This window comes from Paenibacillus guangzhouensis, from assembly GCF_009363075.1.
GTDB lineage: Bacteria > Bacillota > Bacilli > Paenibacillales > Paenibacillaceae > Paenibacillus_K > Paenibacillus_K guangzhouensis.
This window is the reverse complement of sequence record NZ_CP045293.1, coordinates 1,534,324-1,560,118: the sequence shown is the minus strand read 5'-3', so window position 1 is coordinate 1,560,118 and position 25,795 is coordinate 1,534,324. Positions and strand designations below refer to the sequence as shown.

The window sequence follows — 25,795 nt, the reverse complement described above, 5'->3', positions numbered from 1 at the left end:
GCTATCCCCCTCATCAGAACAGACTCGAATCCGAATATTTTCTAGCGAGCACATTCGTTGTGAAGATTAGAATGAACCCAACAACGGAGTTGAACAAGCCGACAGCGACCGCGAAGCTGTAATTGGTGTTCACCAACCCGATTTTGTACACATACGTCGATATGACTTCGGACGTACTCAGGTTCAACATATTCTGGAGCAGGAAGACTTTCTCGAATCCTACGCTCATCAGCCCGCCTACGGCTAGAATTAATAGCACGATGATCGTTGGGCGAATCGCTGGTAAATCGATATGGATGATTTTCTGAATACGGGACGCACCGTCAATTTTGGATGCTTCATAGAGCTCTGGGTTCACGTTCGCTAAGGCTGCAAGGTAAATGACGGCGCCATAACCCGTCTCCTGCCAAACGCCTGACCATACATACAATGATGAGAACGCTTTCGATTCTCCTAAAATATCATAGACATTTTCTACGCCGAAAAGATGGGATAATTGACCGTAAAGTCCTGTTGTGGGGGATAAAATAATGTTAATCATACCGACTAACACAACGGTGGAAATAAAATAAGGGGCATACGTAAACATTTGCACGATCTTCTTAAAACGTTGGTTTTTTACTTCGTTGATTGCGAGTGCCAGTAGGATGGCGGCAGGAGTTCCGATGCATAATGCGTAGATGCTGAGAAGGAGTGTGTTTTGAATGATTGGCCAGAAGTACGGGGAATTGAAGAACATCTCGAATTGCTTCCCTCCGACCCAAGGACTGTGCCATATGCCTTGCATGGGATTGAACTCTTTGAACGCAATCTGGATGCCGAACATCGGGACGTAGTTAAACGTGATGAGGAATAGAACGGGTAATGCCACGATACAATAAAGCTGCCAATGCCGATAGATGTTTTTCCTCCACAAACTCACTGTGCGAAATAACATGATCGTCCCCTCCGCTATTATGTAATCGTATTCAAAACTATAAATCGTGTATGATTTATTTAGAATAATATCATACACGATTTATAGTGTAAAGAAGAATATGGAAGTTATTTGAAGTTGTCTCGCAGTCGTTGATAGGCCTGCTGTAGATGGATTCTGGAAGCCTCTACGGCTTTTTCTGTATCCTTCTCGAGCAGAGCTAACACAATCTTGCGATGTTCTGCGATTTCCGCGCTCATGTCGATCTTGTAATGGACCAAGTTCAAATAGCGGTGAACCCGTTCAATTAAAGCCGTGACCATCTGCTTTAAGTTCTCATTCCCTGCATAAGCAAATATCGTTCCATGCAAATCATGATTCATCTTGGAGATGACGTTCTCTTCGTGGCTTGCCTCCCACATTTGTTCGACTGTATCGAGCTCTTGTAGAATTTGTTCAAGTCGAGTCCCCGGGATATGCGGAGCAGCCTTTTGAATGGCCAGCTCTTCTAACGCATAGCGAATTTCGAAGATTTCGTCGATATCCGCCAAAGTCATTTCTGCGACATACATCCCTTTGAACGGAATGACTTTGACGAACCCCTCGGATGCCAAGCGGAACAATGCCTCTCGAATCGGAATATTACTGACGCCTAAATCCCTTGCTAATTGATCGATATTGATCTTGTTTCCTGCGGATATATCATGGGACAGGATTTTTTGCTTCAACAATCCATAGAGTTCATCTGTCAGAACATAGCGATTCAATCGATTATTTGCCATAGGGCTCATCTCCATTTATACGACATACCCAGAGTATATCATGTATCATATATGAAATGTTCGTTAGTTTTGGGAAATCCATCCTACAATCGGTAGTTTTCGGAAAAGGCGCCCCCCCCCCAACTCGATTAATGTTTTTGACGCCACCCACCAGGGGACCTGCCTGTACGCTTCCTGAACACTTTCGAAAAATGATGGATATTCGCGAATCCACAATATGATGCGATCTCTTCCTGCGACAGCGTCGTTACTTCCAGCAATTCTTTAGCGTGTTCCACGCGCATGTTAAGTAAATACTGATGAGGCGCCATTCCGAACTGCTCTTTGAACACGGCGCTGAACCGAGAGGGCGATAGGCTCGCGCGCCGCGCCATATCCCCGATAGACAATGTCTCCCCAAGATGAAATGACAAGTAGGAATGCATCCACGATAAGTCCTGCGTATGCTCTCTTCCAGGGCGATGAAGCTGTGCATGATTATCCAAGATTGCGATAAAAATTTCTGTCGCCGTATGCTGCGCTTTTATTTGAGAAAGCGGATCCCGCTGCTGCCATAGACTAATCATTCTCAGCATCATTTCGGCCATTTTGTTCGGATTGCGAAACCGGAGCCGGACGGGAATCTCGATATCGTATAGTTCATTTAGAGACGGCTGCATCAACTCCTGATAAGGTGTTAGATCGATCTGACCTGGTCTTGTAGGAAAGCTTTTCTCCCGTCCTGGCTTGTAGAAAATATCCAAATGCGCAAACGGCGTTTCTGTATCCGTTAGACCCTCTAGTTCTGTCAAACTTCCCGGTTGAATCAGGCAAAACTCACCCGGATTGAAAAGTTGTCGCTCCCCGTTAACTGTAAATGCGCATTGCCCCTTTTGGACATACACCATTAAGTAATCTAGCAAACGGCGCTCCGGACTGTTCCACGGTCGTCTTACAGCTAAGTCGCTCTCACGTATAAAAGGCACAATCGGGTGTTTTTCCATGATCTCCATTAACGTCTGCATGAATATAGACCGTCCTTTTTCACCAAAGTTCATAGTCTTACTATAGCAAATTAACAGTTGTTTTGGATAAATGATTGAAGAGGTTTTGACAAAGCATTTTTCCAGGATTAAAGATAAAATAGCCGTGAAACGATGAGGAATCTCACTATAAGTAGAGGAGTAACAAAATATGAGTCTAAATGAACAGATTAACAATCTACCGGCATTGGAAACTTCGTATATCTTAACCTCCGAAGAAATTGCAGGCTATCAAGATAATGGTCATATCCTTCTCCGCCAAGTTGCGACGCAAGACGAAATTGAGGGATACGGACCAGTAATCGCCAATTTGGTAAAGGAACTGAATTACCACGACAAACCCGTTGCAGAACGAGACACATATGGCAAGGCTTTTATTCAAATTAGCAACTTATGGCAAAAGAGCGAGGCCGTCCGGCGGTTTGTGTTAGCGAAACGTTTTGCCAAAATCGCGGCGGACCTGATGGGCGTAGAAGCCGTGCGTATTTATCACGATCAGGCGTTGTTCAAAGAGCCCGGCGGCGGACATACGCCGTGGCACCAGGACCAAATTTACTGGCCGCTCGATACGGACAAAACAATCACGATGTGGATGCCGCTTGTGCCGATTTCCGAGCAAGTCGGATCAATGACATTTGCCTCAGGCTCACATAAAGTGGGTTATATCAACAAAATGGTCATTTCCGATGAATCACACCGCACGCTAAGCCAGTATATCGATGGTAAAGGGTTTGAAAAAATAACGTATGGCGCCATGGCCTCAGGCGATGCAACTTTTCATGCCGGATGGACACTCCACTCTGCGCCAGGCAACCCGACGAATTCGATGAGGGAAGTCATGACCATCATTTACATGGCGGATGGAACGCCTATCGCTGATCCAGACAGCAATGCCCGACGTAGCGATCTCGAATCCTGGCTACCTGGCCAAAAGCCCGGCGAAATCGCCTCCAGCCCACTGAACCCGCTCGTGTACAGCTCATAAGCTACCTACAAATTACTACACAGTAATATAGAAAACGGCAGCCAAATGAATGGCTGCCGTTACCCTTCTCTTCTACATCTATTCTTAGGATTAAGCTACCCCTGCAAAGCCTTTCTCACACTAAGAATGTACTTCGATTGATCCAACGGATTCACGCCGCGCCGCTGGCGCTCCGACTTTACATCAGGTGGACAAACCTCGTATCCATCGAAAAAGGTTGCAATCGTTCCTCGCCCCTTCGTCAAGGAACCCAGCTCCATAGGGTAATCTAGGGATGTAGCTACAGGCACCCGACCTTCAATGACCATCCGGTCTCCATGCAGGTTTGGAGGGTCAAATGTTCCTCGCATCAAAATAAGGTCATTCATGACACGCCCACCGAACTCCTCCGGTACGACAATGCGGAACTGTAAAATCGGCTCCAGCAATTGCGTCCCTACATTGGCCAATCCATCCATTATACCCATAGGCGTCGCTACAGCGAAATCAAGCGGATGCGTATGCCATACATGGTGCTCACCATCGATCAGCTTCACCCTCAAATCCGTAACTTCCCAACCATACAATCCTTGCTGGAGCGCTTCGGGAACTCTTCGTGCCACTTCATTCTGATACTGGAGGAGCAGCTTCTCCGTTCGAACATCGGCCTCATAGTACAGGCCGCTGCCGCGCGGCCCCGGCTCAATCCTGAAGCGGAGAATCGCCCAACATGGCTTCGGCATCGTATAGGCGATATACCCTTCCCCGGCTTGTGCTGGCGTTTCTTTATAGATGACGGAGGGTTGTCCGAATCGAACTTGCAGCCCATACCGATTAGCCAGCATATTTGTCAGAATCTCCAGCTGAATAGGGCCCATCACTTTCACGTGGAGCTCCCGCTCATCCTGCATCCATTGCACGTCAAGCAGCGGATCCTCATCAGACAGCTCTTGCATCGCTTGAACAACCCTCGGATATTCCGCTTCATTCACCCAATGCGCTTGCACCGTCAAGAGCGGTACAGCGAGCCTCGCTTCATCCGGAATCGCGTCCGGTCGACCCAACACATCCCCGATCCGAACCTGCGTCATCCCGCAGACAGCGGCAATATCTCCGGCTTGCAGAACGCCGATATCCTCTGATCGGCCACCGTCTACTTTCCGGATTTGCGTAATCTTCTCTGCTAATTGCTGTGTATGATTATAGATCATATCCCGATTCCGCATGACGCCTTCATATAGACGAATATATGCCATCCGCCCCATCGTCTTATCACGTTCGATTTTGAATACAATCCCTGACAATGGCGCTTCTGTATCCCCCTGCGCTGCGGGCAAATATTCAACCATGGCATCCATAACTGCCGTTACACCAATACCCTTGCCTGCCGCACCGTAGAAGAGCGGGAAGATCTCCGCCCGCTGCGACATATCGATCGCATGCTGTTTCCAATCGGACAGCTTGATCGTGTCACCGTTCAAATAACGCTGAAGCAAGTCCTCGTCCCGCTCCGCAAGGAATTCATAGACCGACTCATCTCCGTTCACCCATACATTTTCTGCTCCCCGGAAATCTTGTTCGACACCGATGGGCACTTGAAACGGGATCATATCAGCAGACAAATATTTATGAATACCATCCATCACAGACGCTGCATCCGCTCCAATTCGATCCATTTTGTTCACGAAAATAAGTGTTGGAATCCGCAGCTTGCGAAGCGCGTTCCAGATCACCTCCGTCTGAGCCTGCACGGCTTCGACAGCGGAAATAATCAGCACAGCTCCGTCCATGACACGCAAAGATCGTTCTACTTCGGATAGAAAATCTACATGTCCCGGGGTGTCCACGAGATTCACAGATTGCCCTTTCCATTGAAAAGAAGTCATCGCAGCTCGAACCGAAATCCCCCGTTCTTTCTCAATATCCATCGAATCCGTCATAGCTGTGCCCGCATCCACACTGCCTAAGGATCGGATCCGACCACTCTCATATAACATATGCTCCGTCGTTGTCGTCTTTCCCGCATCCACATGCGCGAAAATGCCGACGTTGCGTCGTTGTCCACTTGTAAATACTTCTATAGCTGCTGTGTCCATATTTATATTTCCCTTTCTTGATCGACCGCTTTTTCGAAAACTTTTTTTCGTTCAAGCTTATCCCTTATAGACTAGCATAAACCATTGAACTTGGACACAGATGCTAGCAAGCTGCTACATTCTCAATAAGGAAATCGATTGAAAAAGCAAGCCGAACAAGCTCCAGGTAAAAGTGCTCAGATCCCTATAAAGATGGTACAGAAGAGTATATCACCGTGTTCGAAGGACAATTATTATCCTGTGAAATAGCAATAGAAAGAAAGCAGATCTGGCTCTATACCATCTTCTTTCTTTCTATGCGTCTAACACGATGCAGTAAGAAAAACATTGTTTCGGATTCCTCTTGAGTAAGAAGTACGCTTACTTACTCTTTAAATCACTCGTTTGTTATTCCTTCTGTACGCCCGGTGCAGCCTTCGAATCGTTCGAAAAAACGTCTTGTCTTGAAGTCGATTGAACAAGCTGTGCGATGGATTATGGAGATTGACCTCGATGACCCATACCTTGCCCTGTTTGTCGACCGCGAGATCGATTCCACATTGATAGGAAAAAAACGGATAGCTCTCTGAAGCCGACATGATATCGCGGCTCAATTGAATAAGTGTTTTTTTAATGCTCTCGATGCGCTGCGTGCTGCATTTCAAAGATTGCCGCAGCGCTTGCTCGACTGTCATCACATACCCGCCGCCACGACGCACGTTAGATACGATACTTCCTGTTCCGTTTACTTTTGCGACCATGCCGGCATAATTCCAATTGCGGTGACCGTCGCGCATCATCATCACGCGAATATCGAAGCTTCGTCCGCTCACGGTCGCCAAATCGATAGCCTTTTGCACGAGAAACGATCGGTTCGGCATAAAACGGACGATTTGGGAATGCAGATCCTTGACCGAAGCAGCATGCTGGACGTCGCCTTTCACGATGACGAAGCGATATCCCTTCCCCATTTTCCAAGCTTTAATGACACCTTTTCCCGTATGGACCCGATTGGCCTTGATGTATACGCCACGACGATAGAGATCCAGAAATCGGTTTAGCGATGGTTGAGATAGCCTAGCAGCTGGAGGCAAATAAGGGGCAATATGAGGATAACGAGCATAAAACTGATGTAGCTTCCATTTGGATAAGCGGGCAAGCTTTTGGTTAACCGTCTCCATGATGATCGAATCCCTTCTTGTTTTACTCATCATAACGCAGTAAATCGTACACCTTTTGCACGATCGAAGGCTCCGCCTCATTAGCCCATGCGTCCACGCGGTTGCCTTCTAACATAAACTGCTCCATAATCCTGCCTGGACGGGGACACATGACGATCATCCGTGTACCGAGCTTTACAGCTTCCTCTACGTCATGCGTGACCATGATGAAGGTCTTCCCTGTCTCGCGCCAGACCTTCGCAAACAGTTCATGCATCTTACGTTTCGTAAATGCATCAAGCGCTCCTAACGGTTCATCCATCAAAATGAGCTCCGGGTTTGTGATGAGGGTACGGGCAAGGGCGACACGCTGCTTCATGCCACCGGAGAGTTCGTAGGGGTAGCGGTTCGCGAACGCTTCAAGACCTACTCGACTTAACCAAACTGAGGCCTGCTTCAGCCGCTCCGTCTTGGCAACGCCCTGCATATGTAAGCCATATGCTACATTTCGAAGGGCAGATAACCAAGGAAATAGAGCTGCCTGCTGCAGAAGGATCCCACGCTGCGGATCAGTCCCGACAATAGGTATATTTTTATAGAGCACCTGACCTGAGCTAGGGCGCAATGTCCCAGCCAGCAGAGCGAGGAGACTACTTTTCCCGCAGCCGGAAGGCCCAACAATCGTTATAAACTCCCCCTCCGCAACGGATACATCGATGTCCCTCAATACAGATACGCGTGAAGTTCCCTTTTCATATGCAAGACTGACGTTTTCCAATTTGACCAGGTTCATTGGGCAGTCCCGGCATCTTGATCTGCTTCCTTCAAAGACTTAGTTGCAATCGCCTGTTGGAAAACCGATATGGAAGGCAATGTATCAATAAGATGCTGATCCTTCAAAAATTTAGCGGTATCTGCGAGAACATTCGCGAATTGCCCGGCATGATCAGACGTTCCGAGATAAGATTCGGACAGCTGTTCCGTACCCGATAACCAGATCAGCTGATTCATCATGGTGGCAGCCTCTTGTTCGCTGATCGAGAATAGGGAAGCTGTCGCTTGAATGGCTTGATCCGGCTGTTCCCGATAAAGCTCGACGGCTTGAATCATTGATTTCAAATACAGCTTCACCAGCTCCGGATGCTCCTGCGCAAATGCTTTGCGTACGACTATCACATCCGCTGTGACAATCCCTTGCTCCGCCAGTTGGCCGCTGGTGACCAAAATATGCCCTCCATCGTCGGCCATTTGCTGCAACGTTGGCTGCCACACGTAGCCTCCATCAATATCGCCTCGCTTCCAAGCAGCGAGCATATCCGCAGGCTTCATATCAATAATATGAACATCATTCGGACTAAGTCCATTAAGCTGTAGCGCGCCAAGCAGCGAATATTGGGTCGTAGAGCCGAAGGTTACGGCAATCGTTTTCCCCTTCAGATCAGCCATTTCACGGATATTGCTCGTATTCTTTACTGCTAAAGCTTCATTAGCCCCGATCACGTCAGCGAGCCAGATGACCTTATAATCGACACCTTTCGAGAGACCCGCAGCGACCAATGTAGAGCCGAGCAGGCCGATATCGATGCTGCTCGAGACGAGGGCATTGTTCACATCCCGACCGGAATCAAATGGCAACCATTTCACAGAGACCCCCTTCATTTGCTGTTCGTGCCACCCTTCGGCCTTCGCGACCGCTTCCGTGTTCGGAATGGTCTGAAAACCGATACGGACCTCCTTCACTTCTTTGGTGGACAGGCCACAACCAACGGACACCCAAGTTAATGCCGCAATAAGGAGGCCGATCCCTGCAACTCGAAAGATTTTCAAACTAATTATCTCCCTTCGGTGAAGTTTGACTTACCCTCCCTTTCCTTTCCACGGAACCCACCAACGTTCTAACATACGAAAGGCCGCTTCCAACAGGATGCCGGTAATCCCCATGGCCACAATTCCGACGACCATCACATCACTATTCAAAAACTTGCTCGCGTCAAGAACCATCCAGCCGACGCCCGAACCCGCCGCGACCATCTCGGCTGCAACTAATGTCGTATAAATGAACCCCAATGCCGTCCGCAGCCCCACGATAATCTCAGGCAATGCGGAAGGAAGAATCATATAAATGAACAATTTCCACCCTGTTGCTCCTAAGGTTCTGGCGGCTGTTAGTTTCGCTGGATCAAGACGTTCCACTGCAGCAACACATGCGAGAAAGATCGGCGCGAATCCGGCAAGACATAAGAGCAACACCTTCGACACTTCACCGATGCCGAACCAAATAATCAGAAGCGTATAATAGGCGAGTGGCGGTAAGGGGCGATAAAAATGGACGATTGGCGCAATTGCAGCGCGAAGAAGCGGAATGGCTCCGCATAACAGCCCGAGTGGTACTGCCAGCACTGTGGCCACGCCAAAAGCAACAAGAATCCGGAGCATGCTGATACCCAGATGTCCCCAAAGACTTGACCCTTGATAGCCTTCACCAAAGGCAACCGTAAGAAAGGTGTGCCACACCTCTCCTGGTGAGGGCAAAAACAATGGTGATATCAGCCCTTCCCCCGTCACAAACGCCCATACACATAATAGAATGCCGAACGTAAGAAGAGTTACGATCATCGAAGACTTGTGCATTCTGCCTACCTCCCTTCGCGGCCTGTGTGCATTAGACTATTATATTCCGCCACCCCGGTTCAGCAACGGGCAAATAACTCATTCAAAAGGTCAAATAACTCGTTTTAACTTGTAGTCACATTTATAAACAATGTATCCAATTACCAGGCATCCGCGATGACCTCCTGTCAGTCCCTTGTTTAGAATCCATGTATGAATTCATGACCGATACTTCTCACCGGATATGATCAATGCTATACTGCGTCATTCGTTTATTTTATATGGACTACATGAGAAAGCGGCGGCTTTTACCTATAGACGCAGACAAATAGGTATCCGCACAGTCCAGAGCGGAGGCTTAATTCTATGTCTGTGAATACCTAAGTATAGGAGATCGATTCATGCTTAGATGCATGCGTATAGCAAGATTCAAATTTGGGCTAGAGACATAAATGGCATTCATACTTCAGCGAAGCAATTGGAGGTAGATCATATGAAGAAAGTAAAATATAAAATGGGGAAATTGGGAAAGTATCAATTCATGAAGAACGATAAAATGATGCGCCTATTTTTGCCAGACACACGAAAAGCAACTTTGCCTAACATTCAAATAATGCTTAGATCGTATAGATCCGTATACTTAAAGCCCGATGAAGGAACTGGCGGACATGGAATTTATAAAATCAATAAGGGCAAGAACAACTTCATTTTGCGCACGGGTTCGAATTCTCGTATTTTCAGCTCATTACATGCCTTATATACTTCAATTCAAAGTGTTCTAGTTAGAGGCAAATATATTGTTCAAGAAGGAATCGAACTGTTAAAACACAATCATCGTCCGTTCGATATCAGAGTTATGGTCCAAAAGAATAAAAAAGGAGCATTAGACGTTACGGGAATTATAGGACGACAAGCGAAACGCAATAAAATCGTAACGAATTTTCATTCTGGCGGGACGCCCTTGCCTATCGATACCTTACTCCAATCACATCTGAGTGACAAATCAAGGAAACAGTACATTCAACGCATTGAGAGATTAGGGAAAGCTGCGAGCACAGTGCTTGGTAAAAGTTATCGAAACAAACGAGCGTTCGGAGTTGATATCGCCATTGATCATCAAATGAATCCTTGGGTCTTGGAGATTAATACCCAGCCGGATATGAGCATCTTTAATACGTTGAAGAACAAAACGATGTACAATCGAATCCAAAGGTACGCAAAAAATAAAAAAGCGGCTTCCGATCACCGGTAACCGCCGCGTCATACTGAGTTGATCTGGCATATCTCTTTTTAATTAGCTAAATATCCTTCAAGACGCAACTTTACTGCTGGCCACTCCTTATCTAGAATACTGTAATAGACAGAATCCCGAATATAGCCATCCGGCAGAATCATATGGTTTCGTAAAATCCCTTCTCGAATTGCGCCTAGACGTTCAATCGCACGTTGCGATCTTACATTCCTTGAATCTGTTTTCAGCTGAACCCGTATGGTCCCTAGCGTTTCGAAAGCGTGCTTGAGCAATAAATATTTGCATTCTGTATTGATTGGGGTTCTCCACATCGTAGGCGTCAGCCAGGTAGAACCGATCTCAAGACTTCGGTTCGTTAAAGAAATATCATAGAATCTTGTACTTCCTACGATTTGACCCGATGCTCGCTCGATAATAACGAACGGCAAGTTACCTGGACTTTCCAATGCTTTTCGTACGTATTCTCCTGCATCTTGAAGTGAAGAGATACGCCCTTGGGTAAGAGCCCAAATCTCAGGGTAGCGCCCTGCTTCATATAAACCAATGCTATGCTCGTATGCCATCGGAACGAGTTCAACCTTGCTGCCGTTCAGAATAACCGGTGAAACGTTCATTTGCCACCCACCCTTTATGCTTCACATTACAAATCATATGCTAATTTTATCCATAGATTGTGAATGTGTCGACCTCCCCTTTGCGCAACGTGGCTGCCGACTATGCCGGCAGCCACGTTTTTATTTCTTCTTTTTGCTTGCATATTCCTTAGACCTAGCCAGTGTTTCGTTCAGCGGATCTACAATTACTCTCCTCCCACATGAAACACACCAATTACGGTTTCACCATCAACATCATACAGTGGAATATCACGACCACCTGGTGATCTACTGATCTGTATCGCAAGGGCGTCCTCAGGTGATTTTGGTTGCTCACCGTCTAAGTCTTTTTTCAGCACATATCCTGTAGTGCCATCCACACCCATAGCACTGATTAATTCAGGTTCCGTTTCTGGAGAAGTAGCATCTGCGCTAGAACCGTATGTCTGTCCGTTTTTATTCTTAGGAAATTTCATATTCTTAGCACCAATATGAAAAGAACCAGTTATGGTTCTCCCATTAACATCATACAGTGGGACATTGCCAGGTTCACCGAGATAATCTTTCTTCAGCAAATACGCTTTAATGCCATTCACACTTCCTGCAAGGATTAAATCAGGTAGCATTTCAACGGAGGGAACTTCTTCAACTAAACCGTATGTCTGTCCATGTCCATTTTCAGGATAGTTAGGAGAATTTATGTAGTTTTGATTCGTCGTACTTTTAGCATATGTGCCCTTGAATACCATTACACCACCCACCACACAAACGATAAAAACCACACCAATCAATATTCTAATGCTGTTAGAATACATCCTCACATTTGTTCACTCCTAAAAGTTTTCTCGCTCCTCACGCTATAGCCGTTGTCCCGTCTGTTTCACTTATAATTGTACCAAGCTGTCAAGGCGTGTCATTTAACTCATTGAATGAAAATCGATCAATAATATCGTACCCGTTCCCTGGTCCTTTTGGTCTCACTACAACAGTTCCTAGATACGGTATTTCACCCAACCCTATACCTTTAGGAAAGCTATGAGCGATAATTACAGTATTCGTTCCAGATATCGGGATCTTTTCTAGCTCTGAAGTTAGTTCTGATAACGTACTCGCCTGTTCTGTTGGTGTAACGTTTCCGCTTAATTGATAAACTTTAAACCAGAAAGGGTCAATTTGAACATTTTGGTTACCAAAAGCCAATTCCGCTGTATCTCTTGTACGGCAAAAAGGGCTTGCTGAAACCGGGTAGTGAACGGGAATATTCAATCTTCGAAGAGCTTCACCATATAACGCCGATTGTTTTCGGCCTTCCTCCGATAGATTTTTTTGGGTAGCGCAATTTTCGTATATGATTTGTGACTGATCTTCACCTCTATTCGCCTCTCCATGCCTTACATAGAGTACATATCCGCCATGACGTAGTGAGTTCAATGTGGCTGAATGTATTGGATCAATCTTTGCTCTGCTTGCTGACACCTCTAACGCTTGTATCTGGAACGCAAAGAAAAACATAAACATGACTATCCAAATCTTCTTCATATTCTTAACTCCTCACAATTACCACTTTAATACCGTAGTTTGCACAATGATAACCGTTAGTATTAGTTTCACAAGTGTTCATTTTCGATATGAAAGGAGAATCATACGTATAGATCTTGAAGAGTCGAATATTCTTACATAAGGTGCCGTGGGGGTCTTCGTCCAATACCGATTTTACGGTGCAACAGTCAGTCAATATTGGCAATATACCACTTTCCCTGTTTGTTCTTGAGCGATGTAAAGATGTAGTTTCCGTGTTTGATGATTCCTGCATTCAGGGTGTAAAATGCTATCGTACTGTTTTTCCGACCCGTCGATTCGTCGTAAGGTTCGATGCGGACCAGCTGAGTGAAGCGGTATTGAATCTTTGATTCGATGAGAAAATCCAGATAATCGGCATTCTCATCCATAGTCGAGCGCAGATCCGACTTAACTTTGCCTGCAATGGCTTGCATTGCTTTCTTCACCAGCAGGATCACCTCTTTTTCATCAGCATCGGAGCCTTTCGGGAAATTAATGGCGATCCCCGGCTGGAATGACAGGATATCTGGACCTTTCCAGCGAATATCCGCTTGCTGTGATTTTGGATCCCACTTTTCTTTGGCGCCGAAAGCTTGAGACAGCAGGTCGAGAGAGATATAGGTTCTGCCACCAGAATAAAATGGTGCCGCATGCAAAGTTTCGTTCGATCCATCGACATTTGCCTTAAGGCTGTCAACATCCAGTCCGAGATAGTGATCTGCCTGATGAACATCAATGTGTCCTTTATTAAAAGCTATTTCTGCACCCATGACATTAAACAGTTCGCGCATGGGCAGAAATACAATGCCTTTCCGCAAAACGGGAGCGGACTCAAGTTTCAACGGTTTGCCATTCCATAATACGGTTATATCTCTATTCACTTTGGCGGCAGCGAGAGCGACGTTGTTGTTTGGGCTGCCGTGCGGAAAATCTATATTCATGAAAGTAATTGCTATCACGGCGGCGGCTATCAAAGCTTTCGCTATCACAATCAATTTTCTCTGTAGCATTCTTATAAACACCCTCATTTCCGAATTTATTGTCCAGATGTTCTTAAGAAATAAAGTACTAGACTGCCACTGTATCATTGATCTATCGTGTCCTGTTAGCTTAATGAAAAAGGAAAAACTGCTCCCATTAGCTACGTCCCTTACGTCTCTCTTTTCTCTTGTAAAACCTGTCTATGAGAAGGATTAAGATATGTACCATGGTTATAAGTACTGCCATTTGTATAGCCTTAATAAAACTAATCCCTACAAAATAATAAACCAGAAGCAAAATGGCACAAAAATAAAAAGCACTCCCTAGACTTGATTTTATCATTTTCACCTCCCTTAGCTTACTAATTTCACCACGCCACACAACCTTCTGTATTGAGCCAAACTGCCCGTAACTTCAAAGAAAACGGCAGCTGATCGGTTGATCGGCTGCCTCTATATCATGATTCAATTATCATGTTCCGTTAGTTCAAAAGTTGGTTAAATTACTTTTGATTTATAATTATTATTTCTAATAGGATTCCAGCAGCCATTAGAACTGAACCAATGATTAAAAAAGGTACGACCAGCTGGTTATCTGAAAGTGTTGTATTTAGCATCCCAAGTGTTGGGACAAAACCGGATTTGCTGGCAAATCCTCCTGCCTCAAGCCCCATTGCAATATATGCACCAAATCGTTCAACGGTAAAAAACACACCACCTGCAAGCACTAAAAGAGTACCACAAATGAATAGCAACCTCCCGTTTCTCAATAAACACACCCCTTTGAAAGGATAATGCTTCTATTAAAAAGACTATATGCGTAAATCAGGCTTACATATTGATATTTGATGATAATGTTTATCTATTTTATTGTCTGTTTTTTAGGAGAGATGCGAAATATATTAAAGTAGAGATTACCGCTAACAGGAAGCCTAGACCTCCGATGAATGCAAATACAAACAAAGGAACAGGACTTGGATCACTATAGAAATTGTCATGGTTAGCAAATACTTCAAAAAAATATATCCCACTACTTACGATCCCAGCTAGCCAGATTATTACACCTATAATCATTAAGTAGACTAAGGGTTTTCTTGATTTTAATTGCAATATGATTGACCCCTTACTAATCATTTGTGGTAACAAGAATAATGAAAAGTATATCATATTATCAAAATAATGGAAATTATAATTTCAACCAGGACCTCTTCCAAAATAAATTAGGCGACCTGCCTCCGGCAGAATACCGGAAGCAAGTCGCCTTTTAAAGCCTGTTTTTTAACTGCACCTTGACAGGACTATGACCAAATTTCGACTTTGAGACACTCTTTTTTTATTCATTGAATCCTTGTTGTAATGCCTCTAAGCCATCTTTATAGATGCCATGGAACAGATCAATAGCCTCTTGATCACTTACACCTACAGGCGTGAAACTGCCAGACCACTCAACCAATGATGATTTACCGTCAGCATCTTCTTTAACGTGGATTGTAGATAAATAATTCGTAATTGGAAATGGTGCTTTCATAATGGAATAAGTGTAGTAGCGTTCCTTATCATTGAATGCTTCCAAGCGCTCTACAATCACATCACCATCAGGGTTAGCCAAATGACGGACGCGACCACCTTCAGTTACTGTACTGCTCGGTATATATGGTAACCAGTCTGGAAGCGAGTCAAAACCTCCGATGAATCGCCATACTTGATCCGGTGAAGCTGGAATTTTAATCGATGTCGTCGTTTGTGCCATGTTTATAACTCTCCTTTTTATTTAACGTTGATTGGTAGTGGTGCATGAGGTGATATCAGTTTTTGTTCAAGCATTTCATCCCAGAACGCTGCTGGGATCACGGTGTTTAATGCAGCTTTGTCTTCAGCAATTCGCTCAGGTCGAGTAGCACCAGGAACAACTGCAGCAACTGCCGGGTTAGCTAGTGAAAATTGTAAAGCTGCAGCCTTGATGCTGATTTGATGACGATCTGCTATATTTTTGATTTTCTCCACTTTTGCCTTAATTTCTGGTGACGCTTTTTGATATTCGAAATGAGTACCTCCAGCAAGAACACCTGAGCTATACGGACCACCGGCGACAATGTCCATGTTATGTTTTACAGCTGCAGGCATCACGCGTTGTAACGCACGTTCATGGTCTAGTAACGAATAACGGCCAGCTAGCAAGGATACATCTGGCTTCGCTTCTTCCAAGTCCAGCATCAGTTCAATTGGCTCTACCCGGTTCACTCCGAGTCCCCAACCTTTAATGACGCCTTCTTCACGTAAACGTGTGAGTACACGGAATGCGCCAGTTCGGGCAGTTTCAAAATATGAAAGCCACTCATCGCCATAAAAGTCCTGAGCTATATCATGAATAAATACAAAGTCCAAGCGATCTGTTCTTAAACGTTTCAAACTCTGCTCGATCGAGCGAAGGGTTGCATCCGCGCTATAGTCAGGGATGATTTTATTCTTACGGCCGAATTCAAAAAGTCCCCCTTTTTCTCCTAAATCACGTGCAGATGGGTCTTCTAGTTCATCCGAAATGATTCGACCTACTTTTGTGCTTAGAACGTAATCATTACGATTTCTTTTCGACAGTGCTTCTCCAAGGCGAATTTCGGCCAAGCCCGCTCCATAGAACGGTGCTGTGTCAAAGTAACGAACACCACTCTCCCAAGCAGCATCTACCGTTGCGATAGCTTCTTCTTCAGGGATATTACGGTACATATTGCCTAGCGGTGCAGTACCAAAACCTAATTTTCCTTGCAGTATATTTCTCATTTGAGTAAACCCTCCTAGTAATTGTTTTAAATTCTACATTAAGTGATGTCGTAGTTTGTGCCATATCCACGACTCTTCTTTTTATTTCACGCCGATTGGTAGTGGTGCATGAGGTGCTACCAGTTTTTGTTCGCGCATTTCTTCCCAGAACGCTGCCGAGATCACGGTGTTCAATGCAGCGTTGTCTTCTGCAATTCGCTCAGGTCGACTAGCACCAGGAATGACAGTAGCAACTGCTGGATTAGACATTGAAAATTGTAAAGCTGCAGCCTTGATGTTGATGTGATGACGATCTGCAATATTTTTGATTTTCTCAACTTTTGCCATAATTTCTGGTGACGCTTGTTGATATTCGAAATGGGTACCTCCAGCAAGAACACCTGAGCTATATGGACCACCAATGACAATGTCCATGTGATGTTTTTCAGCCGCCGGCATTACGCGTTGAAGCGCACGTTCATGGTCTAATAAAGTGTAACGACCAGCTAGCAAAGATACATCTGGCTTCGCTTCTTCCAATTCCAACATGAGTTCAATTGGCTCTACCCGGTTTACTCCGAGTCCCCAAGCCTTAATGACTCCTTCTTCACGTAAACGTGTGAGTACACGGAATGCTCCGGTTCGAGCAGTTTCAAATTGCGACAGCCACTCATCGCCATAAAAGTCCTGCGCTACATCATGTATATAGACAATGTCCAGACGATCCGTTTTTAAACGCTCCAAACTCTGCTCGATTGAGCGAAGGGTTGCATCCGCGCTATAGTCATTGATGATTTTATTCTTACGGCCAAATTCGAAAAGCCCCGTTTTTTCTCCAAAATCACGTGTAGATGGGTCTTCTAGTTCATCCGAAATGATTCGGCCTACTTTCGTGCTTATAACGTAATCATTACGATTTTTTGTTGACAGTGCTTCTCCAAGGCGAATCTCTGCTAAGCCAGCTCCATAGGATGGTGCTGTGTCAAAGTAACGAATGCCACTCTCCCAAGCTGCATTTACTGTTGCCATAGCTTCTTCTTCAGAGATCGTACGGTACATATTGCCTAGCGGTGCAGTACCAAATCCAAGTTTTCCTTGCAGTATATTTCTCATATGAAACCCCTCCTAAAATTTGTTTTAAATCTATGATGATGAATGATTCATATTGATATAGAAATCAATAACTGATCCAATCAACAAATGTCATTCTATCGCCTGACAACACTGATTATGAAGCATCTAAACAGAAAAAAGAAGTACGCACTTTAAAGTAATATGGGAACTAAAAAGTACCTACTAAAATAAAAAGTGCACCCCTTAGAATAGACATTGGAATAACTCCTGGTTAATCCGATGAATTCAATGGGGTGCACTTTTTAACGGATAGTGTGAATCTCCTTCTCATTTATTCAAAGGAGACTGTTTTTTGCTCCGAACTACTTTTCTTGGCCAATTCAATCACCTTAATTGTATTCATCGCTTCGTTTGCACTCACTGGTAACGGAGCATTATTGATTATCGATTGATAAATGCCTTGATAGAAATTTTCATAAGAACCCGGTATCGTTTCTATTTTATTTGTTGTCCATTGGTCTCCAATTTCCTTTGTCAACTCACCATACCACTTCTCATGGTCTCTACCCCAACCCGGGCTTCCCGGCACTTTGCCTTGACGAAGAGAATCTTCTTGTGAGTCCAGACCATATTTAATAAAACTCCCTTTGCTGCCGTGAACTTGAAATTTCGGCCCGGGGTTGCTAACAATTGAACCACTGTGCAGAATGACTCGCATTTTCCCATAATTTAAGATGATATGAAAATAATCATCCACCGATGAACCCACTCGTTGTGCGAATACATCACCGTACACACTTATTGGGTTGCCAAATAGATACAAAGCCTGATCGATTAGGTGCGATCCTAAATCATAAAGCATTCCGGACCCTGGTCCAATTTGTTCTCTCCATCTTTCTCTTACTTCTGGTCGATACCGATCAAAGTGCGCTTCATACAGATAAACTTCCCCCATAGCGTCGGATTCGATACAATGCTTCACGGTCTGGAAATCATTATCCCATCTCCTATTGTGAAAAACGCTCAGCAATTTGTTCTGTCCGTTAGCTGTTTCGATCAGATCTTTTGCTTCCTCCGTATGGATCACGAATGGTTTCTCTACGATAACGTGTTTCCCAGCAAGCAACGACTGTTTGGCAAAAGAATAATGCGTTGAATTAGGTGAAGTGATAACGACTAGATCAATTCTTTCATCCGATAACAGATCTTCTATCGATGATACGACCTCCATATCTGGAAACTTCCTTCTCACTTTATGAGGATCACTGGAGACAATCTTAAGAACCTCCATTCCTTCAATCGATTGAATAAGTGGAGCATGAAAAACCTCGCCCGATAATCCATACCCTACAATACCGACATTAATCGTTTTCATTTGGTTTCCTCGCCTTCTCAGGAGATTGTTAAGTATCGAATTTATTCCATTATATTTTATTTTACCTCAAATCCACAACAGAATATAGTTGAAATAATTATATATTCAATTATTAAACTTAAAAATTTCGTGTTTATTGCAATTTTCATGCAGGAAATAATGATAATAAATTGAGTTTGCATTGTATTCGAAAGCAACAAATACTAAAATAAAGGGAGACTAATCAGCTAAGGTGGACAAATATGAATCAAGAAGAAAGAATAAAGTCCATTCTGGACTATTTAAAATCGCATATGAAGATTAGTATGGAGGAAATTTGCTCACTGTACGAGGTTTCATACGATACAGCCAGACGCGATATGGTGAAAATGGAGCAGGATGGCGTAATCGTTCGAATTCGAGGCGGAGCCATGTTGCCTTCTCTTACCAAGCATATAAACAGCTATAAAAATCGATTACAAAACGCGGAGAATAAACGCCGAATTGCTCATGTGGCTGCTTCCACTATACAGGACGGGGACTATCTCCTAATGGATGCAGGAACAACTACACAATTTACCTCCGAATTTATAACAACCCAAAATAACGTTATTGTGACCAATTCCATCGACATTGCTGCTATCCTGTGCGACAAACCTGAAACCACCACCCATTTGTTGGGTGGAGAACTAAATACGTGGCATCGATACGCATTCGGCCCTCGTGCAATCGAAATGCTCTCCGATATCAAAGTAGATAAATTGTTCTTAGGTGCATGCGGGGTTTCACTCGAAGGCGTGTTCGCTCCTACCGTAGAAGAAGCTTATATGAAAAGAGAGATGATAAAAAGAGCAAACCAGGTTATTTTGCTTGCAGATTCAAGCAAATTTGAAAAAAGTTTGTTTCACCGTGTTTGTCAATTCGATCAAATCGATATTCTAGTTACAGATACCGAGCCAGAACAACCATTTGAAAAAATTTTCAAGGATTGTGAAGTTAAGGTTATGATTGCTTCCGTCTAGACTGCTACATAACACAAAAAGCCGCAATTATGCGGCTTTTTGTGTTATCAGATAGTTAATTAAAAATCAAAATTGTCAGGATCTGGACCTACACGGTGATTTTGATTCAATTCATCAATGCGTTTCATATCTTCTTTTGTTAGTTCAAAGTCAAAAATAGCAGCATTTTCTACAATACGATGCTCTTTCGTTGATTTTGGAATCGTAATAATGCCATTCTGAATATCCCAACGTAAAATCACTTGGGCTACAGATTTATTATATTTAGCGGCAATGGTGGTCAAAACTTCATTATCTAATAGTTCGCCTTGCATCAATGGAGACCAGGCTTCCAGTTGGATGCCATGTTGTTCACAAAATGCTTGAAGCTCTTTTTGTGTAAGACGTGGATGACATTCCACCTGATTGATTACCGGTTTAATCTCTGCATCTTTCATTATGTTTTCAAGATGGTGAATTTGGAAATTACTTACACCAATTGCTTTGACCCGTCCTTCTTTATAAAGGGTTTCTAATGCACGCCATGCTTCTTTGTATTTTCCTTCAACAGGCCAATGAATAAGATAAAGGTCTAGATACTCTAACCCAAGTTTTTTTAGGCTTGTCTCATAAGCTGCGATTGTCGATTCATAGCCTAAATCAGCATTCCATACTTTTGAAGTGACAAATACCTCTTCTCTTGAGATCCCTGCTTCTTGTAGACCTTCTCGGATGCCTTGACCTACTCCTTCTTCATTTCCATAAATCGCTGCTGTATCGATACTACGGTAACCATGCTTGATGGCTACTTTAACGGCATTTACGAGCTCCGGACCCTCTTCTACTTTAAATACTCCAAGACCAAATCCCGGCATTTTTACACCGTTGTGTAGCGTCACTGTATCCTGCAAATTCTTTATCATTGTTAATTCCTCCTAAACTAAAAGTCTGCCTTAACCTCGCCGGCAAAATATATTATGTTACAGGACAATACAGAATAAAAGTACGTACTTTTTTGTGCTATAGGTACTAAAAAGTGCCTTATGCCTTTTCAATCTGGAACTTTTTTTTCAACACCCCTCCCCCCTCTATAGGCACTTTTAAGTACCTATATACCTAAAAAGTACGTACTTATCAGATTGATTTAACAGTCTTATACTAGCATTCATGAAGTGAAGGACACTTAAGCTTACTTCAATTCATAATAAATTAACTTCAGGAGGAATTATGAATCATACGATTTCAAAATCAGCGCCAAAGTCAGGTACCTACGGGCTGCTTGCCCTCGCTATAAGTGCATTCGGCATTGGAACAACGGAGTTTGTTCCTGTGGGTCTACTTTCATCCATCTCGAATGATTTAAATATCAGTATCACTTTAGCTGGCCTTCTTATCTCAGGTTATGCGCTTGGAGTTGCTGTAGGAGCTCCTATACTCACAGCACTAACCAACCGAATGAGTCGCAAGTCACTGCTCATGTCTTTGATGGTCGTCTTTATTATCGGTAATGCTGTCGCTGCACTTTCACAGTCATTTGAAGTACTTCTCATTGCACGTTTTGTCACAGCATTTTCTCATGGTGTCTTTTTCTCCATCGGATCGACAATCGCTGTTCAGTTAGTCCCTCCAGGAAAAAAAGGTAGTGCAATTGCACTCATGTTCACTGGTCTGACGATCGCTATTGTTACGGGTGTTCCTTTGGGAACATATATCGGACAAGCCTTTAGCTGGAGAGCGACATTTTGGTGTGTTGCACTGTTCGGTGTTATTGCAATCATTTCTAGCGCCATATTGATCCCTAAAAATCTGAAACAATCTCCTCCTGCCAAGTTCTCTGATATGTTCCGATTGCTCACAAATGGAAGATTGATTTTGGGCTTTTTGATTACGGCACTCGGTTACGGAGGCACATTTGTCGCTTTTACGTATTTAACGCCACTCCTTCACGATGTGACCGGAGTAAGCCAAGGGATGATTAATATCATCTTAATCGCTTATGGTGCTGCTGTCGCATTAGGTAACTCCATTGGAGGGAAATTTGCTAACAAGAATCCGATTCGTGCTTTATTCTGGATGTTTATTGTTCAAGCGGCAGTTCTAATCCTTTTGACATTCCTTGCACCATATAAAGTGGCAGGTATCATTGGCGTTATCTTAATGGGACTGCTTGCTTTCATGAACGTACCAGGTCTGCAATTATATATTGTTCAACTTGCCGAAAAATACGTACCTTCAGCTGTAGACGTTGCTTCAGCGATTAATATTGCAGCATTCAACATCGGTATTGCAGTGGGTTCGGTCATCGGCGGGGTTGTCATAGGATCGATGGGGCTGGTGCATACGCCTTGGATCGGTGCGCTAATGGTTATCCTAGCAATCATACTCACAGGTATTTCTGCCAAACTAGAAAAAAAATAATGGAGGGATCGTTCACATGTTTGAGTATCATCAAACTTACCAAAGAACATTCAGAGAAGGCGAATTAACACTTGGACTCCATATTCCATTAGAAAACTATAATATGGAAACGCCGACGATGGCTCGCCAAATAGAGTTAGCACAAGCTGCTGAGACATACGGATTTACAACGCTGTGGCTCAGAGATGTGATACTAGACGATCCGAATTTCGGAGATCCTGCAGTCGGTCAAATTTATGATATTTTGATTTACGGGACACATTTGCTCAGCCAGACGAAACAAATCGCTCTTGGAACATCTGCGTTGGTACTCCCTTTGCGTCATCCACTAAGGCTGGCTAAAGAAGTTGCCACGATCGAAGCACTATTTCCCGAAAGACTGATCATGGGTGTTTCTTCAGGAGATCGGCGGGCTGATTTCAAAGGGCTTGGAGTCGACCATCCGAGTCGAGGCGCTCAGTTCCGAGAAGCATTATCCTATCTCGAAAAGGCACTTTATGAGTCTTTTCCATCAATCGACTCACGTTATGGGGTTATCGAACAAGCGACACTCGTACCGAAACTAAAACAGAAAATCCCCACATTGATAACCGGATTTGCCCAGCAAGATTTGGATTGGATTGGATTGAACGGTGACGGATGGATGTATTACCCACAGGCACCCGGAAGACAGATAGATGCTATCCATGCATGGCGAGAATCAGCTTCTCGCCAAAATCAATCCGTATTTCGACCTTTCAGCATGCCCATGCATCTTGATTTGGCGGAAGACCCTGATGAATACGCAACCCCCATTCGGCTAGGTTTTCGGGTCGGACGCAATAAATTGATTGAGCTTCTTCATTTATACAGAAAGATTGGCGTTAATCATCTCTTTTTTGCTTTATTTGACAGTCCTCGACCAGCTGATGAGGTCATTCATGAACTAGGAGAATACGTATTGCAGCATTTCCCACCACATAAAATCAGTGTCTGAAAAGGAGGAAGTCAATATAATGAAATATAATATTCCTGTAGAAGCTGCTTTAGAGGTCATTGGGGGAAAATGGAAGGTCGTTATTTTATGTTATTTAACGAAAGGGACAAGACGAACGGGGCAACTCAAGCGCTTGATGCCTGGGATTACACAAAAAATGCTCACACAACAATTACGGGAACTTGAGAACGATGGGATCATTCGTAGAGAAATTTATAATCAAGTTCCACCTAGAGTTGAATATTCACTAACAGAGTATGGATTGAGCCTTTCAGACATTTTAGACTCATTGTGCACATGGGGAGAAAGACATATTGATAATAAATATCCCCATCGAGAAGATGTATTACTAAATACAGAAGAACTAGAAAGAAGATTCTCTGAAGAGAAAATTACATCCTAATACACCTGAGGTGATTGATATGAGTATCGAATCTTTTGATCAAAAATTGGAAATGGTAATACAGGAAGAGGAAACGTTGCAATACGCCTCCTTTACGAATGAAGATGCACTTGAATTAGGGTTAAAAATAATCGATTTGGCGAAGAAAGCAGGACAATCGATTGCTATAGATATCACGAATCATGGTGTACAAGTATTCCACTATATGATGACAGGAACAACTCAGGTAAATAACGAATGGCTTGAACGCAAACGTCGGGTCGTGTCGCTAAGTAATCATAGCTCCTATTATCTTGAACTCGAAGGAGCAAAAACCGGCATCACTTATAATGATAGAAATCTTTTGGATGCCTCGATTTACGGACCGTATGGTGGCGGTTTTCCCATCGTAGTGCAAGGAAGCGGGATTATTGGGATCATCACGGTATCCGGTTTAACATCCGAAGAAGATCACGAATTAATCGTTAAAGCTTTGCGCTCTATATTAAACAAGTAATTACGAATCAAAGAGGAGGTAATCAACATGCCATTAATTACACTGAATACATGGCCAACCATGACCAAAGTGCAGAAAAAAGAACTCATCTATAAGATAACAGAATTAACGACTCAAGAATTACAAATTGTCCCTGACAAAATACAAGTGTTGATACAAGAACTTAAAAAAGAGAACTGGGGAAAAGCAGGATCTGCTGCATCTGACCCCAATTTTGCCCGAGATAGCCGAGTTACCGATTGGGCAACTAGAGAGTCCTATCATAACCATGCTGACGATATCAATGGGATGGCTGTCGTCACCATTGATATATGGAACCATTCGACCAAGCTACGAAAGATAGATGGGTTCATGGTCTAACTCTGCTTATCGCTAATTTCACCCGTGCGCCTCTCGATAAAGTTCTTATTGTCATCCGAGAAATGATCCCTGGCAACTGGGGACAAAGCGGTGTGACGGGAGCGGATACAGACTTCCTTTCAAAAAGTCGAACCTACTCATAACATTACGGTTAAAATCCATATTAAAATACTTGGAGGAATAAGCGTGCAACTTCATTTACAAGGAAAAACAGCACTAGTTACGGGGTCTACGGCAGGAATCGGAAAAGCGATCGCCGCATCATTAGCGGCGGAAGGCGCCAACGTACTTATTAATGGGCGCAGTGAAGAAAAAGTAATGAATACGATCCAAGATATCCAAGGCCAGTATGCCGGCGCTCGACTTGAATCCGTCGTAGCGGATCTAGGTACAGATCAAGGATGTCAACAGGTGATTGAGAAATATGCTGACGTTGACATTTTAATTAACAACCTCGGCATATTCGAGGCAGCTGAATATTTCAATATTCCGGATGAAGATTGGTTTAGGTTCTTCGAGGTCAACATTATGAGTGGTGTTAGGCTCTCCCGCCACTACCTGAACCGAATGATTCAAAAAAATAATGAAGGTCGAGTCATCTTTATTGCCAGCGAGGCAGCCATCATGCCTTCGCAAGAAATGGCTCATTATAGTGCAACCAAGACGATGCAGCTCTCGATTTCCCGGAGCCTAGCCGAGCTGGCCAAAGGAACGAATGTAACGGTCAATACCGTTATGCCTGGTTCCACATTAACTGAAGGCGTGGAGGCCTGGTTAAAAACGCTCTATCCTAATGAAAAAATGACTGTAGAAGAAACTGAGAAACGATTTATGAGAGAGAATCGGCCAACATCCATCATTCAAAGGCTTATTCGGCCAGAAGAAATAGCTAACCTTGTTACCTTCTTAAGCAGCCCTCTTTCCTCAGCCATTAACGGTTCCGCCTACCGGATTGATGGAGGACTAGTACGCAGCGTGTTTTAAGATTCACTTTTAAAAATGGATTGAGGAAATTCCTCAATCCATTTTAGCGTAGGTTGTA

The 25,795-nt window shown here is 43.8% G+C and carries 26 protein-coding genes and 1 pseudogene; 9 read left to right on the top strand and 18 right to left on the bottom strand.

From position 1 onward, the window contains the following. Window positions 1-13: 13 nt before the first annotated feature. The 3 genes from GCU39_RS07000 to GCU39_RS06990 form a co-directional block, all read right to left on the bottom strand. Window positions 14-937: an ABC transporter permease gene (locus GCU39_RS07000; protein ID WP_152392853.1), complete on the bottom strand. Its 924-nt coding sequence runs from the start codon at window positions 935-937 to the stop codon at window positions 14-16. Between the two features lie 107 nt (window positions 938-1,044). Next, on the bottom strand, window positions 1,045-1,698 hold the full coding sequence (locus GCU39_RS06995; protein ID WP_152392852.1) for a GntR family transcriptional regulator: 654 nt from the start codon (window positions 1,696-1,698) through the stop codon (window positions 1,045-1,047). Between the two features lie 128 nt (window positions 1,699-1,826). Then, window positions 1,827-2,702: a helix-turn-helix domain-containing protein gene (locus GCU39_RS06990; protein WP_227793469.1), complete on the bottom strand. Its 876-nt coding sequence runs from the start codon at window positions 2,700-2,702 to the stop codon at window positions 1,827-1,829. 169 nt (window positions 2,703-2,871) lie between these two features. On the opposite strand from GCU39_RS06990, the gene GCU39_RS06985 reads away from it, so the two are divergent. Then, entirely contained in the window at window positions 2,872-3,705 is an 834-nt protein-coding gene (locus GCU39_RS06985; RefSeq protein WP_152392851.1) for a phytanoyl-CoA dioxygenase family protein, read from the top strand. 95 nt (window positions 3,706-3,800) lie between these two features. Here the strand turns inward: GCU39_RS06985 and GCU39_RS06980 are convergent, their stop codons facing one another. The 5 genes from GCU39_RS06980 to GCU39_RS06960 form a co-directional block, all read right to left on the bottom strand. Beyond that, window positions 3,801-5,780 carry a GTP-binding protein gene (locus GCU39_RS06980; protein ID WP_152392850.1) on the bottom strand — a complete coding sequence of 660 codons (1,980 nt, stop codon included), beginning with the start codon at window positions 5,778-5,780 and terminating at the stop codon, window positions 3,801-3,803. Window positions 5,781-6,151: 371 nt separating this feature from the next. Next, window positions 6,152-6,940 (bottom strand): YheC/YheD family protein, encoded by a 789-nt coding sequence (locus GCU39_RS06975; protein ID WP_193726800.1) that lies wholly within the window; start codon window positions 6,938-6,940, stop codon window positions 6,152-6,154. A gap of 22 nt (window positions 6,941-6,962) precedes the next feature. Continuing rightward, window positions 6,963-7,712: an ABC transporter ATP-binding protein gene (locus GCU39_RS06970; RefSeq protein ID WP_152392848.1), complete on the bottom strand. Its 750-nt coding sequence runs from the start codon at window positions 7,710-7,712 to the stop codon at window positions 6,963-6,965. Next, a complete protein-coding gene (locus GCU39_RS06965; RefSeq protein ID WP_193726799.1) occupies window positions 7,709-8,746 on the bottom strand; it encodes a taurine ABC transporter substrate-binding protein in 1,038 nt (345 codons plus the stop codon). Before GCU39_RS06965 ends, GCU39_RS06970 begins: the two co-directional genes overlap by 4 nt. Before the next feature lie 30 nt (window positions 8,747-8,776). Continuing rightward, entirely contained in the window at window positions 8,777-9,550 is a 774-nt protein-coding gene (locus GCU39_RS06960) for an ABC transporter permease subunit (protein ID WP_152392846.1), read from the bottom strand. Between the two features lie 472 nt (window positions 9,551-10,022). Between GCU39_RS06960 and GCU39_RS06955 the strand changes: the two genes are divergently transcribed. Further along, window positions 10,023-10,781 (top strand): YheC/YheD family protein, encoded by a 759-nt coding sequence (locus GCU39_RS06955; RefSeq protein ID WP_227793468.1) that lies wholly within the window; start codon window positions 10,023-10,025, stop codon window positions 10,779-10,781. A 38-nt stretch (window positions 10,782-10,819) separates the two neighbouring features. On the opposite strand, the gene GCU39_RS06950 is transcribed toward GCU39_RS06955, so the two are convergent. The 9 genes from GCU39_RS06950 to GCU39_RS06910 form a co-directional block, all read right to left on the bottom strand. After that, entirely contained in the window at window positions 10,820-11,395 is a 576-nt protein-coding gene (locus GCU39_RS06950; protein WP_152392845.1) for a GNAT family N-acetyltransferase, read from the bottom strand. Window positions 11,396-11,580: 185 nt separating this feature from the next. After that, window positions 11,581-12,189 (bottom strand): hypothetical protein, encoded by a 609-nt coding sequence (locus GCU39_RS06945; protein WP_152392844.1) that lies wholly within the window; start codon window positions 12,187-12,189, stop codon window positions 11,581-11,583. A gap of 88 nt (window positions 12,190-12,277) precedes the next feature. Next, complete coding sequence (locus tag GCU39_RS06940) at window positions 12,278-12,913, bottom strand: histidine phosphatase family protein (RefSeq protein ID WP_152392843.1); 636 nt, start codon at window positions 12,911-12,913, stop codon at window positions 12,278-12,280. Window positions 12,914-13,101: 188 nt separating this feature from the next. Continuing rightward, a complete protein-coding gene (locus tag GCU39_RS06935) occupies window positions 13,102-13,923 on the bottom strand; it encodes a copper amine oxidase N-terminal domain-containing protein (RefSeq protein WP_227793604.1) in 822 nt (273 codons plus the stop codon). A 494-nt stretch (window positions 13,924-14,417) separates the two neighbouring features. Then, window positions 14,418-14,642 (bottom strand): hypothetical protein, encoded by a 225-nt coding sequence (locus tag GCU39_RS06930; RefSeq protein ID WP_152392841.1) that lies wholly within the window; start codon window positions 14,640-14,642, stop codon window positions 14,418-14,420. A gap of 605 nt (window positions 14,643-15,247) precedes the next feature. After that, entirely contained in the window at window positions 15,248-15,664 is a 417-nt protein-coding gene (locus tag GCU39_RS06925; RefSeq protein ID WP_152392840.1) for an SRPBCC family protein, read from the bottom strand. Between the two features lie 17 nt (window positions 15,665-15,681). Next, window positions 15,682-16,692: an aldo/keto reductase gene (locus tag GCU39_RS06920; RefSeq protein WP_152392839.1), complete on the bottom strand. Its 1,011-nt coding sequence runs from the start codon at window positions 16,690-16,692 to the stop codon at window positions 15,682-15,684. 81 nt (window positions 16,693-16,773) lie between these two features. Continuing rightward, a complete protein-coding gene (locus GCU39_RS06915) occupies window positions 16,774-17,784 on the bottom strand; it encodes an aldo/keto reductase (protein WP_152392838.1) in 1,011 nt (336 codons plus the stop codon). A 292-nt stretch (window positions 17,785-18,076) separates the two neighbouring features. Beyond that, complete coding sequence (locus GCU39_RS06910) at window positions 18,077-19,120, bottom strand: oxidoreductase (protein WP_152392837.1); 1,044 nt, start codon at window positions 19,118-19,120, stop codon at window positions 18,077-18,079. A 242-nt stretch (window positions 19,121-19,362) separates the two neighbouring features. Here GCU39_RS06910 and GCU39_RS06905 point away from each other — a divergent pair, with 242 nt between their 5' ends. Continuing rightward, window positions 19,363-20,121 carry a DeoR/GlpR family DNA-binding transcription regulator gene (locus GCU39_RS06905; RefSeq protein WP_152392836.1) on the top strand — a complete coding sequence of 253 codons (759 nt, stop codon included), beginning with the start codon at window positions 19,363-19,365 and terminating at the stop codon, window positions 20,119-20,121. Between the two features lie 59 nt (window positions 20,122-20,180). Here GCU39_RS06905 and GCU39_RS06900 read toward each other — a convergent pair whose 3' ends face one another. Continuing rightward, the gene (locus GCU39_RS06900) at window positions 20,181-21,023 is read right to left on the bottom strand and encodes an aldo/keto reductase (protein WP_152392835.1); all 843 of its coding nucleotides are present in this window, start codon (window positions 21,021-21,023) and stop codon (window positions 20,181-20,183) included. 304 nt (window positions 21,024-21,327) lie between these two features. Between GCU39_RS06900 and GCU39_RS06895 the strand changes: the two genes are divergently transcribed. The 6 genes and pseudogenes from GCU39_RS06895 (at window position 21,328) to GCU39_RS06870 (ending at window position 25,737) form a co-directional block, all read left to right on the top strand. Next, a complete protein-coding gene (locus GCU39_RS06895; RefSeq protein ID WP_152392834.1) occupies window positions 21,328-22,518 on the top strand; it encodes an MFS transporter in 1,191 nt (396 codons plus the stop codon). A 16-nt stretch (window positions 22,519-22,534) separates the two neighbouring features. Then, window positions 22,535-23,494, top strand: coding sequence for a TIGR03571 family LLM class oxidoreductase (locus GCU39_RS06890; RefSeq protein ID WP_152392833.1), 960 nt, complete (start codon window positions 22,535-22,537; stop codon window positions 23,492-23,494). A gap of 16 nt (window positions 23,495-23,510) precedes the next feature. Continuing rightward, a complete protein-coding gene (locus GCU39_RS06885; RefSeq protein ID WP_152397119.1) occupies window positions 23,511-23,897 on the top strand; it encodes a winged helix-turn-helix transcriptional regulator in 387 nt (128 codons plus the stop codon). Window positions 23,898-23,916: 19 nt separating this feature from the next. After that, window positions 23,917-24,393 carry a heme-degrading domain-containing protein gene (locus GCU39_RS06880; RefSeq protein WP_152392832.1) on the top strand — a complete coding sequence of 159 codons (477 nt, stop codon included), beginning with the start codon at window positions 23,917-23,919 and terminating at the stop codon, window positions 24,391-24,393. Between the two features lie 27 nt (window positions 24,394-24,420). Then, a pseudogene (locus GCU39_RS06875) lies at window positions 24,421-24,896 on the top strand (tautomerase family protein). A 43-nt stretch (window positions 24,897-24,939) separates the two neighbouring features. Continuing rightward, window positions 24,940-25,737 (top strand): SDR family NAD(P)-dependent oxidoreductase, encoded by a 798-nt coding sequence (locus tag GCU39_RS06870; protein ID WP_152392831.1) that lies wholly within the window; start codon window positions 24,940-24,942, stop codon window positions 25,735-25,737. Window positions 25,738-25,795: the final 58 nt, after the last annotated feature.

What these genes read in the sequence shown, in the direction of transcription:
- GCU39_RS06980 (WP_152392850.1), bottom strand. Translation starts at nt 5,780, where the DNA reads ATGGACACAGCAGCTATAGAAGTATTTACAAGTGGACAACGACGCAAC.
- GCU39_RS06970 (WP_152392848.1), bottom strand. Translation starts at nt 7,712, where the DNA reads ATGAACCTGGTCAAATTGGAAAACGTCAGTCTTGCATATGAAAAGGGA.
- GCU39_RS06920 (WP_152392839.1), bottom strand. Translation starts at nt 16,692, where the DNA reads ATGAGAAATATACTGCAAGGAAAATTAGGTTTTGGTACTGCACCGCTA.
- GCU39_RS06900 (WP_152392835.1), bottom strand. Translation starts at nt 21,023, where the DNA reads ATGATAAAGAATTTGCAGGATACAGTGACGCTACACAACGGTGTAAAA.
- GCU39_RS06940 (WP_152392843.1), bottom strand. Translation starts at nt 12,913, where the DNA reads ATGAAGAAGATTTGGATAGTCATGTTTATGTTTTTCTTTGCGTTCCAG.
- GCU39_RS06910 (WP_152392837.1), bottom strand. Translation starts at nt 19,120, where the DNA reads ATGAAAACGATTAATGTCGGTATTGTAGGGTATGGATTATCGGGCGAG.
- GCU39_RS06890 (WP_152392833.1), top strand. Translation starts at nt 22,535, where the DNA reads ATGTTTGAGTATCATCAAACTTACCAAAGAACATTCAGAGAAGGCGAA.
- GCU39_RS06950 (WP_152392845.1), bottom strand. Translation starts at nt 11,395, where the DNA reads ATGAACGTTTCACCGGTTATTCTGAACGGCAGCAAGGTTGAACTCGTT.
- GCU39_RS06995 (WP_152392852.1), bottom strand. Translation starts at nt 1,698, where the DNA reads ATGGCAAATAATCGATTGAATCGCTATGTTCTGACAGATGAACTCTAT.
- GCU39_RS06925 (WP_152392840.1), bottom strand. Translation starts at nt 15,664, where the DNA reads ATGGCACAAACGACGACATCGATTAAAATTCCAGCTTCACCGGATCAA.
- GCU39_RS06895 (WP_152392834.1), top strand. Translation starts at nt 21,328, where the DNA reads ATGAATCATACGATTTCAAAATCAGCGCCAAAGTCAGGTACCTACGGG.
- GCU39_RS06985 (WP_152392851.1), top strand. Translation starts at nt 2,872, where the DNA reads ATGAGTCTAAATGAACAGATTAACAATCTACCGGCATTGGAAACTTCG.
- GCU39_RS06915 (WP_152392838.1), bottom strand. Translation starts at nt 17,784, where the DNA reads ATGAGAAATATACTGCAAGGAAAACTTGGATTTGGTACTGCACCGCTA.
- GCU39_RS06975 (WP_193726800.1), bottom strand. Translation starts at nt 6,940, where the DNA reads ATGGAGACGGTTAACCAAAAGCTTGCCCGCTTATCCAAATGGAAGCTA.
- GCU39_RS06990 (WP_227793469.1), bottom strand. Translation starts at nt 2,702, where the DNA reads ATGCAGACGTTAATGGAGATCATGGAAAAACACCCGATTGTGCCTTTT.
- GCU39_RS06945 (WP_152392844.1), bottom strand. Translation starts at nt 12,189, where the DNA reads ATGTATTCTAACAGCATTAGAATATTGATTGGTGTGGTTTTTATCGTT.
- GCU39_RS06905 (WP_152392836.1), top strand. Translation starts at nt 19,363, where the DNA reads ATGAATCAAGAAGAAAGAATAAAGTCCATTCTGGACTATTTAAAATCG.
- GCU39_RS06955 (WP_227793468.1), top strand. Translation starts at nt 10,023, where the DNA reads ATGAAGAAAGTAAAATATAAAATGGGGAAATTGGGAAAGTATCAATTC.
- GCU39_RS07000 (WP_152392853.1), bottom strand. Translation starts at nt 937, where the DNA reads ATGTTATTTCGCACAGTGAGTTTGTGGAGGAAAAACATCTATCGGCAT.
- GCU39_RS06880 (WP_152392832.1), top strand. Translation starts at nt 23,917, where the DNA reads ATGAGTATCGAATCTTTTGATCAAAAATTGGAAATGGTAATACAGGAA.
- GCU39_RS06960 (WP_152392846.1), bottom strand. Translation starts at nt 9,550, where the DNA reads ATGCACAAGTCTTCGATGATCGTAACTCTTCTTACGTTCGGCATTCTA.